Origin of the sequence: Peribacillus frigoritolerans, assembly GCF_030676415.1 — a bacterium.
Lineage (GTDB): Bacteria > Bacillota > Bacilli > Bacillales > DSM-1321 > Peribacillus > Peribacillus frigoritolerans_A.
In genome coordinates this window covers 324,879-340,972 of record NZ_JAUUTW010000001.1, presented here as the reverse complement: position 1 = coordinate 340,972, position 16,094 = coordinate 324,879, and the positions used below count along the sequence as shown (strand labels likewise).

Genomic DNA, 16,094 nt, shown 5'->3' with positions numbered 1-16,094 from the left:
CCTCAAAATTACTTCGTTTCACGGTGAAGCGTGTGTTTCTTTAATCGCGGGCAGTACTTTTTCAATTCGATTCTGTCCGGGTTATTCCGCTTGTTTTTCGTCGTGATATAATTTCGGTCCCCTGATTCTGTGCATGCTAAAGTAATGTTTACTCTCATTTTTGTTTCCTCCTAAAGTTTTTTAATGAACGATTTCCGTAAATGCAGGCAATCGATCTTCATACAGAGACCAATCCTGCTGCAACTCAATTTCCGTCAATAAGCATTGATCTAATTCATTTTCGATTTCCTGTTGATTCATTTGAATGCCAATCATCACCAGCTCCGTCATCCTGTCACCGTATACTGCATTCCACCGTTCCATTAATTCAGGAGCTTCCTTTAAAATTTGGCGCTGTTCTTCCTCAGGGTATGCTGCAATCCATTTACCCGCTGCTTGTAAAGTTAATGACGGCCCTGCCTGAGATAGCAAGCCTGCTGTATCATTTCTCGATGCCAGCCAAAGGAAGCCCTTTGCCCTCACCACTTGTACGGGCCAGTTTTCTAACCACTCCATCAGCCTCTCGGGATGAAAGGGTATTTTCCTTCTGTAAACGAAGGAAGAAATCCCGTACTCCAGGGTCTCCGGGATATGCTCTTCATTCAATTCCTTTATCCAGCCAGCTCCTTGGCTTGCCTCTTCAAAATCAAATAAATGTGTATTCAATACATCCTTTAGCGGCACCTTGGAATGGTTTGTTTCAATGATCCTCGCATCCGCATTCAGTTTATGAAGAACTGCTTTCAGCTCCTCCACAGCGTCTGCATCCATTAAATCGATTTTATTTAACAGGATGACATTGGCGAACTCTATCTGATCTATTAATAGATCGACCACTTCCCTGCCATCCGCAGCATCAGTTGCCTGCCTCCTGTCAATAAGTGTTTCTCCGGAAGTGAAGTCTTGCCAAAAGTTATAGCCATCAACAACGGTAACCATCGTATCAAGCCGGCAATATTCCGATAAATCAATTCCCATGCTTTCATCAACATAGGAGAAGGTTTGGGCTACAGGTACCGGTTCGCTAATCCCAGTCGATTCAATCACGATGTAATCAATGTCCCCTTGTTTCGCCAACTTCTCCACTTCAATCATTAAATCCTCACGAAGCGTACAGCAAATGCAGCCATTCTGCATTTCCACCAGTTTTTCATCCGTCCGGGTAAACCCTCCCTGTTTGACGAGCGAAGCATCAATATTGATTTCACTCATATCATTAACGATGACGGCAACCTTCAGATTATTTCTATTTGCAAGAATATGATTCAAAAGCGTCGTCTTTCCCGCACCAAGGTATCCGCTCAATACCGTAACCGGAATTTTCTTCATCTCCATCCCTTATCACTCCTTTACCTGATTTCTTATCGCTTTCCATAAATCAAAATCATTACGATTTAAGTACCAAAGCTATTATTCACGAAAAAGCACTCTTTAATAATAAAACGTAATCATTACTATTTGCAAGTTTTTTTCAAAATTGCCTCCGAATACTTTTCCTGAACGAAAGTAATCACGATTGCTCCGATACTGCAGCATGGACAAGCATGGATATATGAAAGGTGGCTGACATTCTTCATAAAACTAAAAACAAAATTAAATGGAAGCCCGATCACACATAACATCATGTGTAATGAACCTCCATTGCAGTTTTATCATTTAATGTACTTCCATATTGACAAGCAGCTGATCATCAACACTGTTTCATTATCCAATACATTTTTCTTTTTCTTTGTTGCAAATCGAGAAAAAATCATTGGTCACTGTGCTTATTCCGCCATTTCCCACCCTGAAGATTTTACTGTCTTTTGTTCAAAAGTTTCAATCTCTCTCTGTTTCGCCAGTTTAGAAGCTTGTGACATGGACCAGGTTAAATTCCCAAAGGCAATCACTGTCCCGATTGAGATAACTAACACCTTTTTACAAAGTATTTTCTTCAATAGCTTCCTCCTGAGAATGTATTGGAATACTTTAAATATAAACCAACATTGTTAACCTAACATGGAGCAGTTGTAAATGTACGAAATTATTTTTGTACATATTTAAACTTAAGTTTCCACACAAAAAAGCTGAGTGCATATGCAGTCAGCTTTTCATAAGTACTTCTTATTTATAAAACACTTTGTCGACGTTGTATTTAGCATGAAGTTTATTGATCATGTACGTTTCATAGATTTCACGTTCCATAGCATCTTCGACTAAAAGAATGTCAATTTTCTTGACTTCATTACGATGGTCTTTAATCGGAGAAACATTATCCTCGAAATGCTTCTTGACCCTTGGTCTTAATTTACGAGCTTTACCGACAAAAATCAGCTCATCTTTTTCATTGTAAAACAAGATGATGCCGCCTTTATCACGGGGAATCAAATGAAAATCAATAAACCCGTAAATTTCAGGAATGACAGCTTCGTCTCCTTCTATAACTTGCTTTCTTTGTTTGATGCTTATATCCGCTGCAGGGATTTCAATTTTAATCATTACAATTCACGTCCTCTATTTGTATAAGGTGGAACTTTCAATCGGAATCAAAACTCCGGTTCACACCAGGCTCATCGCTGTAAATGGTATCATAATTATGAATGAAAAGCCATGTATGCCTCGATTGGTTTAGATGAATCTATATTAAATATAAAGAAGAAGACTCGCTAAGAGCCTCCTTCTTTGTCGGGAATATCCTTTACCACCTGTGAGCCTTTGCATTGCTTCTTAGTATAATGTTTGTTTGCGATTCTTGCGTATGGCCATTAACTTGAGACTTCGAACGCTTAGGTCTTGTCCAATTATGGTGAAACTTTTGAGAATGTGGATCTAATTGATCTTTATAGCTCATTCTGTGTCACCTCATCATTAGGATTTGGATATTCCGTTCAGTGATAGTAATCCCTATCACTTGTTCTAGTATTTTATTTTTCCAAGGCATTTATACATATTCTTTAAAAAGCGAATTCAGCTGACTTGCCTTTTGCAAGGACTTCCCCTTCTTCATCGACCGCATCACTTGTCATGACGGATATGCCCTTTATGTTTCCATCATTTAGAATGAAACCAATGTTTCCGCTTTTTGAACCGTTTGCTTCTATTTCACCAGTAAGTTCTTCTAAGTAGATATCATCTTCCCATGTCAGATGTTCTCCTCTGTCCGTTTCAAGGAAAGCAACGGGGGAAAACTTCATTTTTTTATCCGTATTGTTTTTGATTTCCACGTTCACTTTTACGATATCGAAATCTTCATCATGCGTATAGCCGTGGAAGAAATCAATCATGCTGTAATCCGGAGTGGCATGCATCACTTTCATTTCCTTGACTTTAACTTCGATCGGACCGACATTCAACGTTTCATTCACTTTTTTATAGGCCTTCAAAGTTAATTCGCCTTTGGCATCGGAAACGTTCTGACCAATCTGGTTCAAGTTTATATCATCAGGAAGCTGTGGATTCGGAACATAGACATCCTTTTTTTCCAGTGGTCGTGCAATTTCCTCTGTTTTTTCATAAGCTGTCGTTTCTTCTTCGTAAGCTGGTTGGGTATTAAGAGCACCAAATGCCGTTAATAACAGGGCACCAATCATCAGTCTGTTCATTGAATCCCTCCGTGAAGTGTTTATTACTTCTTTAAATAGATCAAAGATGATTTTGGCATGATCCGTGTTATCGGCCTGCCCGGCAAAACGTTCTTTATATGGCACGTATGCGTAGACCGGAACATCTTCACCCGTATGTCCCCCGGTAGTCCATGCACCTACGATATCATTTTCATGTCCGGCCCAATCGACCGGCTTCCCTCGACCATAAGGAAGAATCCATCTTTAACTTTATTCAAACGCTGGATCGCCGAACCTGTCATGTCTGCCAAAGATGGCGTTTCACTTGGACGGTCAATCATTTTCGGAAGTCCTTCAGAAGCGAATAAACCAAGGACCTGTTCATTTTTGTCCTTAAGCAGGTGTAGCATGAGTGATTTCAGAAGTGGCAACCAATCCCGTCGCTTTTCCTTTTCCTTTGCTGCTTCCAATACGGTTTTGACTTCAGATTATCATTATCCACTGCAATGGCAGCGTTTAAGTCTTCACTCCGGCTGACATTGCCATTGCGGCTGAAGCTGAATCCGTTATATTTTGTGCAGAGTCTTCTGGATAAGTCATCCGCTGGCCAACCAAGGATTTATCAAACTCCTTCCGTTCTGCCACCTTCGTACCAGGGGTATCTTTTAAATACCGGTAAGCGGAGGTATAGGAAACACCCATGCCGCCACCGATCAGGAAAATTACGTTCTTGATTTCCGATTCTTTTTTTGGGTCACCCTTTGCCAAAACACGATCTGCAGCGGACCATGATAAAATTGTAACGAGCGTGATGGGTAAAACCTTTTTACTCCATGGCGATTCAAATGAATGACCTCCCCCTAATGTTTTCTATTTAATTTAACTATAGGTGAAGAAAATGAACTCAATGTCAAGGCTATGTAAAAAAGCAACAAGATAATTGTTAAGACAAGGTAAAGGCAGCATGTCACGGAATTGTATGTCACTTTTATGAGCATAGGCATTACTTCTTCCGCGAAAGGTTGTTGGTCATTCAGGAAAATCATCAGTAGCGGGGGCATTTTACAGGCTTTAGAGTAATGAAAAAGATTTGGTTAACACCAGCGTGGGTAAGTGATCTTGAACAAAGTTCTATTCATCTAACGTCTTCTAATCGGGGTAATTTGTTAGGAATTTGAAAGTGCTAAAAAATTAATGGAGAAAATAAAATAATGCATCCAATCAGGATGCTTCAGAGTCAGACTGTAGACAAATTCGAAGAAAGCGAGTTTGCCTACAGTTTTTTTCTTTGCGCCGATTGTCTGCCAAGCCTCATCAAAGCAAGCGCCTTTGGTGTCTCGTCTTTGTCGCAAATTTCTTCAATCCAATGAAAATTTCATAAAACCCTAACCAAAGTCTTGTTTTAAAAATATGGTTCGGGATGAGACCATTCCGAACCTCCTTTTATCGGCAAACTGAAGCGCTCCATTCAAAGAGCGCTTTTTTCACTATTTTTTCTCTACACCTAAACATTCCAAAGCACGGGCCGCATTCACTCTCGCCATCTCGATTGAATCGGCAGACGACAGGGCGACTGCGACCCTTCTACCTGCCTTTGTAACAGGTTTTCCGAAAAGACGCACTTGTGTATTAGGTAAAGCCAAAGCCTGTTCAACACCGACTATAGAATATTCCGATAACTCATCTTGCGCTTTTAATGGTCGGCTGGCACCTGGGCTGATCAGCGTGATTTCCGGGATGGGGAAACCTAGAATTGCCCGAATATGAAGGGCAAACTCCGACAAATTCTGAGTCACTAATGTCACTAGACCCGTATCATGTGGACGTGGGGAAACTTCACTGAAATAAACTTTATCCCCTGAGAGAAAAAGCTCAACCCCGAATAATCCGTACCCACCAAGTTCATCCGTAATGGCATGGGCAATTCTTTTCGCTTCCATTATTTGCGCTTCTGTCATATTATGCGGCTGCCAGGATTCAATATAATCCCCGCCCTGCTGAATGTGACCGATGGGAGCACAAAACATGGTACCATTTACTGCCCGGACAGTAAGCAGCGTGATTTCCGAATCAAAACGGATAAATTCTTCAATAATCACGCGTCCATTTTGAACCCGGCCGCCTTCCATCGCTATTTTCCAGCAATCCTCCAGGTCACCTTCCGTGCGGCACACACTTTGCCCTTTACCTGAAGAACTCATCAGCGGTTTGACGACATTGGGAAATCCAACTTCCTTTGCAGCTTGGACAAATTCTTCATATGTATCGGCGAATTTGTAGGCTGCTGTCGGAATCTCCAGAGTTTCAGAAGCCAACCTCCTGATTCCTTCACGATCCATAGTCAATTTAGCCGCTCTTGCCGTCGGAATGACATGAAAGCCTTCCTCTTCCAGCTTGACTAATTCAGATGTAGCGATAGCTTCGATTTCCGGTACAATCAAATCGGGTTGTTCTTTTTCTACAACTCCCCTTAGTTGTTCTGCATCCAGCATATCGATCACATAACTGCGATGAGCGACTTGCATGGCAGGGGCATGTTCATAGCGATCTACAGCAACGGTCTCCACCCCAAGTCGCTGTGCTTCAAGTATGACCTCTTTCCCCAATTCACCCGAGCCCAATAATAAAATCTTTTTCGATTTATACATTCAGTCTCTCCTCCTTAATTCCTCAAAATCATTATATACGAACTATAAACGAATAAACATAAATATTTATTCGTATTTACACTTAGAATTACATCAATAAATATAAATAAACCTATTCATTTAAGTTTTTTAAAACCACCTCATAAGCTGACCATTTCACTGGAGCTCCCTATTCAACATTTATGATGGGAAATACACTATGCAAAGAATGGGTAATGCCCATTATCTTCTGCTGAAAAGAGAGCATGATGCGAATGTCGAAATTTGCATTACGATTATTTTTGAAAATGTAAGCGCTTTCTATTATAATGAAAATAGGTTGGATGGCATGCGTGGCCGTCACAGTATCTGGCGTAGGTGGGGCCAATACTAGCGCTGAGGAAGTTAAACTTCTTTACCGTAAAACTATTAGAATTCCTTTTGGTAGGGGCTGCAATATTACTGGGACATGGAGAATGTCCATTAATTTTAGGCTAAAAAGCGAGTTAATCATGCAATCGATAAGTAAAGCATAACTTTACTTATTTTTTGCAGCAGCCCTCATCGTTTCAAGTCTAATAGTTTATAAGACTAAAAAGCTCTTCCCCATGTAACCGGAGTAGAGCTTTTTCATTTGGTCAAATTTCACATATATAACCCTGCTAAGAAAATTCCAAGCGACTTCTGATAAATCTCATCGAACTGTGTTATAGGCAAGGGATTCGTTCCTTTGCCCAGCTCCACGGTAAACCCCGGCCTTCGCCAATCCTGAATGAACCAATCCTTATACCCTGCATAACTATTGGCGGATTTGACAGGCTCATATCCACTCACCCTCGCAAACTCATTGACTATCGTTTCCGACTCAGGTGGTTCCAAGTCTTCAAACCCCCAAAAAATGACCTCTCCTTGAGTGTGGAACGCAAGGACTTTGCCAAAATCACGTTTTTTTGTCAACTCTGACATTGCAATAGCCTCTGGCTGTGTAAGCGGCCCCTCCCCGGGATAATTTGCCGGACCTGGCTCCGTTACATTATTGCGAGCTTGTTCCAGTTCCCATTTGGCGGGAAATTGATCATTCAGATCCACCCCATTAATATTGGCTTTCCAGCCAGAGAAGTCTTCGCTGCCATTATTCCATTCCACGAGCCGTCCTCTCAATGACTCATCTGCAGGCGGACCTTTAAGAACCAACTCCACTCCGTCCGGATTCACCATTGGGACGATCGACAGCATCGTCTGTTGATAAAAGGGAAACAGAGCCAGACCGCGGATGTCAGCCTGATTCGTGATTGCGAGTAAATAATCATTTAAAAAGGTCATGATCACAGGCGTCGTTATCCACTCATTAGCATGAAAGGAACCATTATAGTGAACCCGTTTGTTACCATTTCCAATCAGCACTTCGGGGATATCCCTTTCAAGCACCGAGTTCCCGATGGGGGAGGTTTTAATAAATGGATAGATAGTTTTCAAACGTCTTACATCGGTCATCATCGCCTCATAATCATATTCCCGGTTTCCTTGAATTAGCCTCCACGTAATCCTTAATGGCACAGAAATTGTCTGACCAACTTGCAGGGCATTCGGGTTGAGATTGGGATTAACCAAAAATAGGGCATCCAATGAAAGATTACGTGACCTGGCAATTGCCCATAACGAATCGCCTTGCTTTATTCTATAACCGGTCGTCGTAAAGCCAGGAATTTTGATTTGTTGGCCAACCATAAGTGCAAGTGGATCAATCCCACTATTGGAATCAATGATAAGTTGGTAATTCACCTTGAATAATTGGCTATAATACCACAAGGAATCATTCTGCCGCACAAAAACGTCCATACTGCACCTCCTCTTAACCAAATGTATGCTGATTCTATTTAATTATTGCTTTGACATTGTTCTGCTCCTGACTGAAACCTTCGAGCATTTTGCTTGATCGCTCATCTTCATTTCATCGATGAAGAAAATGCCAAGCTCCATTCCTCCACATCCAACCTTTTAAGTGAGAGCAGGAACTTTTGTAAAATATTGGTTTCTGGTAAATTGAACTGCCTACTAAAACCCGATTCTTTTTGCTAGTCATTAATTCCGCCCTTTACCGATAAAGTAACTGGCTGACAGCATGACTTATAACTATATATTCTTATCGAACTTGTCGGGTGTCATTTATATAACGGAGCCTTCATAAACAAACAAAACAGGCATCCATTCATGAATGGATGCCTGTTTGCATTTAATAGATTGGGATTCCCATATTTTACGCTTCTTGCGGTACGGGCAAACCTAAACCTTCGGCTATGCGCGTTCCGTATTCTGGATCTGCTTTGTAAAAATGACCGATTTGACGTAGCTTGATTTCTTCCAATTCCACGGGTTTCATTGCGCCCACGATCGTGTCAACAAGGCGAGTTTTCTCTTCGGCACTCAATAGACGGTATAAGTCACCTGCTTGAGTGTAGTGATCATCACTATTATGACCAACTTGTGCAGCTTGCCCAGCCACCTCGAAAGGAGTGACTTTATTTTCCGTTGATTCGGCAGGGCCGCCAAAACTATTCGGCTCATAATAAACAGATCCCTTGCCATTGTCATCTGCACGCATGAAGCCATCACGCTGATAGTTGTTCGCTTCCACTTTCGGACGGTTCACCGGAAGCTGGTTATGATTCGAACCCACACGGTAACGGTGTGCATCTCCATATGCGAATAGACGTCCTTGAAGCATCTTGTCTGGGGAAGCTTCAATTCCTGGTACGAATGTTCCCGGTGAGAACGTGGCTTGCTCTACTTCAGCAAAGTAGTTTTCAGGATTTCTGTTCAATACCATACGGCCAAGTTCGATTAGCGGATAATCTTTTTGAGACCATACCTTCGTCACATCGAATGGATCGAAACGGTATGTATCCGCATCTTCCAAAGGCATGATCTGAACATATAATTTCCATGCAGGGAAGTCCCCTTTTTCAATGGCATTGAAAAGATCTTCCGTATGGTAATCAGGGTTTTCACCTGCTAGTTTTGCAGCTAAATCCACATCAAGGTTTTTGATGCCCTGTTCTGTTTTGAAGTGGTATTTCACCCAAACGCCATTTCCTTCAGCATTCACCCACTTAAATGTGTGGCTTCCGAAACCATGTGTATGACGAAGTGTAGCAGGAATGCCCCGATCGGACATCAGGATCGTTACTTGGTGCAAAGATTCCGGTGAATGTGACCAGAAATCCCATACTGCCGTAGGGTTTTTCAAATGAGTTCTAGGATCTCTTTTTTGTGTATGGATGAAGTCAGGGAATTTAATCGCATCGCGAATAAAGAATACAGGCGTATTATTACCGACGATATCGTAGTTTCCTTCTTCCGTGTAGAATTTAACAGCAAATCCACGCGGGTCACGGACTGTATCAGCAGAACCCAATTCACCTGCAACTGTGGAGAAACGGATAAAAAGATCTGTCTTCTTGCCCACACCATTGAAGAGTTTAGCTTTCGTGTACTGAGAAAGGTCATTCGTTACTTCGAATGTTCCGAATGCACCGGCACCCTTCGCATGAACTACACGTTCAGGCACACGTTCACGGTTGAAGTGGGCTAGCTTTTCCAATAAGTGTACATCTTGAATGAGTACCGGGCCGCGTTCGCCGGCAGTGATCGAGTTTTGATTATCTCCAACTGGCGCTCCCCAGCTTGTAGTAAGGTTTTTCTTATTCGACATAATTGAACCACCTTTTCATTATTATTTATGTATATAATGATAAAGCTTATCAGAAAAAAATCAATACTTATTTATAATAATTTTAATATAATAATCAATTCATTATTATTTCGTTGATTATATAACTTCTATGTGGCCCATAATAAGGAAAATCAAAAAGGTATAAACGTTGGCGGAACAGCATATTGCCATAATCCGATTCCTAATAATGGTATACGACCCTTATAACCAATATTCCTTCATGACAAGTGATTTTATCATTTCTCCTACCAATGGGATAGTAATCGAGAATGATAGCGAATATTCATAGATACTTTGGGCTACTTCACCTATTTCCTTCCATTCATCTTATAACAAACCGGATTGTTCTCCTGTGACTTTGTTCACTTTTCTTCAGCCTTTATTTACATGGTGAAAAGAAGGATGCATAGAAACTGATATTTGATCTCTTAAATTGACTGAAATAAAAGGCCTTCCCCCTTATTTTGCTAGAGAGATTGTAAACATACTGGTTTGTGTTCGTATAGAAAATAAGATACTATTACGTTAAAATGACCGTCCAATAAGAGTAAGGGTGATATATATGAATGAGCGCAAACAACTGGTAGTTAAATATGCACACCAATTATTTATTGAAAAGGGTTATCAAGCAACTTCCATTCAGGATATTTTAGATTATAGCGGCATTTCAAAAGGAACATTTTATAACTATTTTTCTTCTAAAAGCGAATTGCTTAAGGCAGTCTTCCTAACTTCGCAAGAAAAATTCGAAAAAGAGCGGAATGAATTGCTGATTGGGCAAAACCTTGCAGATATTGAAATATTCATCAAACAATCCGAATTACAAATGCACTCCAACAAAAGCAATAAACTCTTTTCCTTATATGAGGAAGTGATGATTTCAAATGATACCGAACTTAAGAACTTCATAACACATGCTAAATTCCAGCATATCCATTGGCTATCGAAACGGTTTCTGGACATTTTCGGTGTTGATAAAAAACCATATATTTTGGACTGCGCCATTCTTTACTCGGGGATGATGTATCAAACAATTCATTTTAATGCCTTGGCTAAAGAGCCCGATTTCAACCCTACTGAAGTTATTCGTTATTGTGTCGATAGGATTAAATCGATTTTCGAAGATGTCAGCAAGTCAAATGCACAGCTTTTGGAACCCGATCTCATCAAGCAATGGCTTCCTGAGTGCTTCCATACACAGCAGGATTTTCATACAGCACTCCTGCACTCTGCAAATGACCTAAAAAAGATGATCTTGAGGCTATGCCAAGATGATGAAGCGGAACGGGTTAAAAACTTAAAATTGATTCACTTTATCCAAGAGGAATTATTACAAAACGTTGAACCGCGAATCTTTCTCATCGAAAGTGCCTTGCTTTCCTTAAACACCAATCCAAAATTGAAAAACACATTGGAATTAAGTGAATTCGAAAAGATCATTGCCAACAACTAAATAGAACCTAATGGATCCCATTTTGTAGACAAATGGGGCTCTTTCGGCGGAAAGCGAGCGGATTTCTGAAAACAACTGGATCGTTTTTATAGAAAAAAACTGTTACCCAAACACGCTTTCTTCGTATCTGTCTACTGTGTGAGACCCTAAAAAGGGTCCTTTCCATTCTGGGGGAATACATAATCGTATTCCTCTTTTTTTGTGACAATCCTGCAAACATATAACTGAAATTCATGAAATTTTAGTATAATGACTTGTAGTAAAGTGACTTCAGGAGGAGTTTTTCATGAACATAATAATGCGTTTTCTTATCAACGGGCTGGTATTGCTCGTTATTGACTGGCTTCTCGACTCCATCACGATTAAATCTTACGGAACAGCCTTGCTGGCGGTTTTTATATTATCGATCATGAACTTACTGGTTAGACCCATTCTCCAACTTATCACATTGCCGATCACCATCCTGACGTTCGGGTTGTTTTCTTTCATTATCAATGCCTTCACATTCCAAATCACTTCCTATGCCGTCAGTGGCTTTGTAATAGATTCTTTTTGGGGAGCTTTAATCGGATCATTGTTATTGAGTTTCATTCAAAGTCTTCTTATAAAACAGAGTAAAAAAAACCGTCAGTAGCATGCTGACGGTTTTTCGTTTCATTTTCATTTCCATAACAGCCTTCGATATTTCCCGGGCTATTTCCCTAAATTCCGCTAAGCTTCACTAGCTGTTTTCTCTCATTTTTGACAATCCAGAAGGAGATAGCGCCTAATATCCATAACTTTACATATACATGCCGGTTTTTCTGGAAATGGGTATGAATCGATTTATGGAGGAATCACATGTTCACAAAACAGGAACCAAGATTTCCCCTGTCCATTTTACTCGTGCTTGCTTTCTTTATTCCCGCTCTTTTCATTACCCCATCACTAGCCTCGGCTGGCGATGGCAGCTTGTCATCTCCTTATTCCGTTTCCCAAGCCATTGCGAATCAAGACAGCACGATTAAAACGGTCAGTGGATATGTGACGGGACAGCCCACTTCAGCCAATACCGTCGTCACGAGCGGCTATCCGAATGATTATGCCATAGCATTGGCAGATAGCTCATCGGAAACAAACATTGCCGATATGGTTTATGTTCAGATTCCATCCTCACTTCGCTCTGAATTTGGGTTAAAAACAAATCCTTCATTAAAAGGAAAAAAAGTCACCGTAACCGGTACACTGAGTGCCTATTTCACCCATTCAGGCTTAAAAGATGTATCTGCCATGTTTTCAGGGAATGATTCACCCGAACCGGAGACACCGGGGGTTGGCTCATACTATGATTCAGCCAGCGGAAAATCAGGATCGCCGCTAAAGAGTGCCCTCCATGAAATCATTGATGACCATACGGAAATATCGTATTCAAATGTCTGGGACGCTTTACGGAAAACCGATGAGGACCCGAATAACGCCAATAATGTCATTCTTCTTTATACAGGGCGTTCTCAAGGAAAAACGATGAACGGATCCGGTGTTAATGATTGGAATCGTGAACACGTTTGGGCAAAATCACATGGTGATTTTGGTACCGCTTTAGGCCCCGGAACCGATCTGCATCACCTTCGTCCGACTGATGCCTCTGTCAACAGTACAAGAAACAACCTGGACTTTGACAATGGAGGTTCTGAACATACCGAAGCAATAGAAAATTACTATGATTCTGATTCGTGGGAACCTCGCGATAGTGTCAAAGGTGATGTCGCCCGGATGCTGTTTTATATGGCGGTTCGTTACGAGGGTGATGCAGGGGAAGTGGATTTAGAGTTAAATAACCAAGTGAACAATGGTACTGCCCCTTATCATGGTAAATTGTCTGTCTTACTGGAATGGAATGAACAGGATCCTGTAGATGCCTTCGAGCGGAACCGAAATGAGATCATTTATAATCAATATCAGCATAATCGCAACCCTTTCATAGATCATCCTGAATGGGTCTCCGCCATCTGGCAATGAACGAACAAGCTGTTCCTTTTCTCGGGGACAGCTTTTCCACTGATAAATGTTTAAATTTTTAGAAAAATCACATAATTTAATTTTATTTGTATAGCATTATAATTAGTTTTGAATGATTATTATACGATGAAAAAAGATGGGATCACTTTTATAGTAAGCGTTTTCATTTTTTCGCTTTACATTCTTTCTATTAAAATATATTATTTAGTTGTAATATTATGTGAAAAATCAATAAATAATATGTAATCTCCTCTACTAGTGATAAAATGCTAGATAGAGAAAATTAAACTCCAACATAGAAAAGGGGAAAATTATGCAAAACTCCAAAGAATCTCAACTGCATAGAGGTTTGGAAGAAAGACATATCGCATTAATGTCTCTTGGCGCAGCCATTGGAGTCGGTCTATTTCTCGGCTCGGCATCTGCGATAAAATTAGCTGGCCCAGCCATAATCATTTCTTACGCCATTGGCGGGCTTATGATCTATCTTATCATGCGTGCACTTGGGGAAATGGCGATAAAAAATCCTGTCGCAGGCTCTTTCAGTCGCTATGCAAGCGAATTTGTCGGTCCTCTTGCCGGATATATTACCGGATGGAATTACTGGTTCGTTTGGATTGCCACCTGTATGGCTGAAATTACGGCAGTCGGAATCTATATGCAATTTTGGTACCCTGATACTCCACAATGGGCTTGGGCGTTAGCCGCACTTGCCATCATGACAACGATCAACTTTCTTGCTGTAAAAGCTTACGGTGAATTGGAGTTTTGGTTCGCCCTTATTAAAATTGTTACTATCATCCTTATGATCGTCCTTGGTTTCGGAATGATCATCTTTGGACTGGGCAACGGCGGAATCGCGGTTGGATTCGGTAACCTAGTTGAACATGGCGGGTTTTTCCCTAATGGGATTTCCGGTGTCATCCTCTCTTTCCAAATGGTCATGTTCGCCTATTTGGGAATTGAAATGCTTGGAGTAACCGCAGGTGAAGTCAAAAATCCTGAAAAATCTTTAAAAAGAGCCATCGATACAGTGTTTTATCGAATTTTACTTTTTTACGTTTTAGCTCTGACAGTCATTCTATCGATCACTCCATGGGATGAAATGAATGGAGAAAACAGCCCATTCGTTATGATGTTTGATAAAATCGGTATTCCAGGCGCAGCTGGAATCATTCAGTTTGTCGTACTGACAGCTGCCCTTTCATCTTGTAACAGCGGGATCTTCAGTACAGGAAGAATGTTATTCAACCTAGCGCAGCAAGGTGAATCACCAAAAAGTTTTGAACGTACAACAAAGTCAGGCGTTCCTGGCGTTGCCATCATCGTTTCGGCTATCGTGCTTCTTTTCGGTGTTTACCTTAACTATATGGAAGCCGATAAAGTTTTCACTTACGTCACAAGTGTCGCAACATTTGGTGCACTCTGGACATGGGGAACCATACTTGTCACACAGATTATGTCTAGACGGAAAATGAGTCAGGGAGAAAAACAAGGCTTGTCTTATAAAATGCCTCTTTTCCCATTCACTTCATATTTCACTTTAGCCTTTTTAGTTTTCGTAATGATAGTACTCGGTTTTTCAGCAGATACAAGAATAGCTCTAATCGTTGGTCCGATTTGGATCTTACTGTTGGTAGCCCTGTATTATGTGACCGGCTTGCATAAACGGAAAAGATAAATGTCAGGGGGTGCCCAATCTAATTGGCACCCTCTATTTCTGCATTCACCTTTTTCCCCTTCTTTTGATCACCCAATGGACCACCGCACCAGCTCCGCCTAAAATAATGAGGATAGGCAAGTTTCCTATTATAAAAACAATGATTCCTGAACCTGCTTTAAGTAATAGATTCGCACTCGTTGCAAGTTGTTTCTTCGTTCTCTCCCATGTATTCAATTCCTTATTATCAATGCCCGGCACAACTATCCTGTCCTGTGATAACGTGATGGTAACCGTCGAATATGAGGTCTGGTTTTCCAGATACTTCATTTGTCCAGACAGCTGCTCTATTTCTTCTTGCACCACGGCAAGATCGGATGATATTTTCAGCAAATCTTCCGTCTTCTCAGCATCCTTCATGAATGCAAGTAACCTTTCCTCTACTGCCCTCTTTGACTTCAATCTTGCTTTTAAATCCACATATTGCTCCGTTACATCCTGTCCTGTCACATTCCTTCCGACCACTTCTGAAGCCTCGCCCTCGCTATCGGCTAGAAAATCCTGAAAATAGGCTTCGGGGACCCGAACAGTGATCGTTCCTTCCACCAGTTCTTCATCTTCCCTATATATATTGGACTCGACAACATATCCGCCATATTCAGCCACCTTATTCTCAATCTTTATTTGTGTCATTTCAAGGTTCTTCACCTTCAACTCAAGCTGGGCTTGATGGATGACCTTTCTTTCATCCGTCATCCCTTCATTTTCCGCTGCTTCTTCCTGCACCTTATTCCCAGAAATTGAGGCGTCCATTTTACTGTCCGCCTTTTCATCATGTGATTCCGATGCTGAATCATCTTTTTCGTTACTGCTGCATCCAGCAAGTAAAAGGAACAAACAGAACATAAGCATCATTGTTTTACCGTTCATCGGTATCCCCCCTTTTCTTAATAGTACCGACGTAAAGTTTGGAAGAAAGTTACACTTCTTGATTAAAGGACATGTTTTATTTCAGATGTGAAGCTAAAGGTATAAGAACATC

General features: G+C 41.0%; 14 protein-coding genes and 2 pseudogenes. 4 read left to right on the top strand and 12 right to left on the bottom strand.

Annotation, left to right across the window (positions count from 1 at the left end; translation table 11 throughout):
* Positions 1-8: 8 nt before the first annotated feature.
* The 11 genes and pseudogenes from rpmG to katA form a co-directional block, all read right to left on the bottom strand.
* Positions 9-158 (bottom strand): 50S ribosomal protein L33, encoded by a 150-nt coding sequence (gene rpmG / locus Q8G36_RS01660; RefSeq protein ID WP_034310390.1) that lies wholly within the window; start codon positions 156-158, stop codon positions 9-11.
* A gap of 22 nt (positions 159-180) precedes the next feature.
* Positions 181-1,374 carry a GTP-binding protein gene (locus Q8G36_RS01655; RefSeq protein ID WP_305158661.1) on the bottom strand — a complete coding sequence of 398 codons (1,194 nt, stop codon included), beginning with the start codon at positions 1,372-1,374 and terminating at the stop codon, positions 181-183.
* Positions 1,375-1,805: 431 nt separating this feature from the next.
* Positions 1,806-1,976, bottom strand: coding sequence for a hypothetical protein (locus Q8G36_RS01650; protein ID WP_179086061.1), 171 nt, complete (start codon positions 1,974-1,976; stop codon positions 1,806-1,808).
* Positions 1,977-2,142: 166 nt separating this feature from the next.
* A complete protein-coding gene (locus Q8G36_RS01645) occupies positions 2,143-2,523 on the bottom strand; it encodes a nucleotide excision repair endonuclease (RefSeq protein WP_305158725.1) in 381 nt (126 codons plus the stop codon).
* Between the two features lie 193 nt (positions 2,524-2,716).
* Positions 2,717-2,869: a YpzG family protein gene (locus tag Q8G36_RS01640; RefSeq protein WP_072272311.1), complete on the bottom strand. Its 153-nt coding sequence runs from the start codon at positions 2,867-2,869 to the stop codon at positions 2,717-2,719.
* Positions 2,870-2,972: 103 nt separating this feature from the next.
* The gene (locus tag Q8G36_RS01635) at positions 2,973-3,620 is read right to left on the bottom strand and encodes a DUF4352 domain-containing protein (protein WP_305158724.1); all 648 of its coding nucleotides are present in this window, start codon (positions 3,618-3,620) and stop codon (positions 2,973-2,975) included.
* A gap of 51 nt (positions 3,621-3,671) precedes the next feature.
* Positions 3,672-3,785 (bottom strand): annotated as a pseudogene (locus tag Q8G36_RS29115) (alkaline phosphatase); the annotation flags it as partial.
* Positions 3,774-4,394, bottom strand: a pseudogene (locus Q8G36_RS01630) (alkaline phosphatase); the annotation flags it as partial. The pseudogenes Q8G36_RS01630 and Q8G36_RS29115, both read right to left, overlap by 12 nt.
* A gap of 674 nt (positions 4,395-5,068) precedes the next feature.
* On the bottom strand, positions 5,069-6,229 hold the full coding sequence (gene purT, locus Q8G36_RS01625; RefSeq protein ID WP_305158660.1) for a phosphoribosylglycinamide formyltransferase 2: 1,161 nt from the start codon (positions 6,227-6,229) through the stop codon (positions 5,069-5,071).
* Between the two features lie 624 nt (positions 6,230-6,853).
* Positions 6,854-8,047, bottom strand: a complete 1,194-nt coding sequence (locus tag Q8G36_RS01620; RefSeq protein WP_305158659.1) for a M14 family metallopeptidase — start codon at positions 8,045-8,047, stop codon at positions 6,854-6,856.
* Positions 8,048-8,465: 418 nt separating this feature from the next.
* Positions 8,466-9,920, bottom strand: a complete 1,455-nt coding sequence (katA, locus tag Q8G36_RS01615) for a catalase KatA (RefSeq protein WP_305158658.1) — start codon at positions 9,918-9,920, stop codon at positions 8,466-8,468.
* A gap of 583 nt (positions 9,921-10,503) precedes the next feature.
* Here katA and Q8G36_RS01610 point away from each other — a divergent pair.
* From Q8G36_RS01610 to Q8G36_RS01595, 4 genes are all read left to right on the top strand, one after another.
* The gene (locus tag Q8G36_RS01610) at positions 10,504-11,394 is read left to right on the top strand and encodes a TetR/AcrR family transcriptional regulator (RefSeq protein ID WP_305158657.1); all 891 of its coding nucleotides are present in this window, start codon (positions 10,504-10,506) and stop codon (positions 11,392-11,394) included.
* Between the two features lie 286 nt (positions 11,395-11,680).
* Positions 11,681-12,028 carry a phage holin family protein gene (locus tag Q8G36_RS01605; protein WP_305158656.1) on the top strand — a complete coding sequence of 116 codons (348 nt, stop codon included), beginning with the start codon at positions 11,681-11,683 and terminating at the stop codon, positions 12,026-12,028.
* Positions 12,029-12,234: 206 nt separating this feature from the next.
* Positions 12,235-13,392 (top strand): endonuclease, encoded by a 1,158-nt coding sequence (locus tag Q8G36_RS01600; protein WP_305158655.1) that lies wholly within the window; start codon positions 12,235-12,237, stop codon positions 13,390-13,392.
* Between the two features lie 313 nt (positions 13,393-13,705).
* The gene (locus Q8G36_RS01595; protein ID WP_305158654.1) at positions 13,706-15,073 is read left to right on the top strand and encodes an amino acid permease; all 1,368 of its coding nucleotides are present in this window, start codon (positions 13,706-13,708) and stop codon (positions 15,071-15,073) included.
* A gap of 45 nt (positions 15,074-15,118) precedes the next feature.
* Here Q8G36_RS01595 and Q8G36_RS01590 read toward each other — a convergent pair whose 3' ends face one another.
* Entirely contained in the window at positions 15,119-15,982 is an 864-nt protein-coding gene (locus Q8G36_RS01590) for a DUF4349 domain-containing protein (RefSeq protein ID WP_305158653.1), read from the bottom strand.
* Positions 15,983-16,094: the final 112 nt, after the last annotated feature.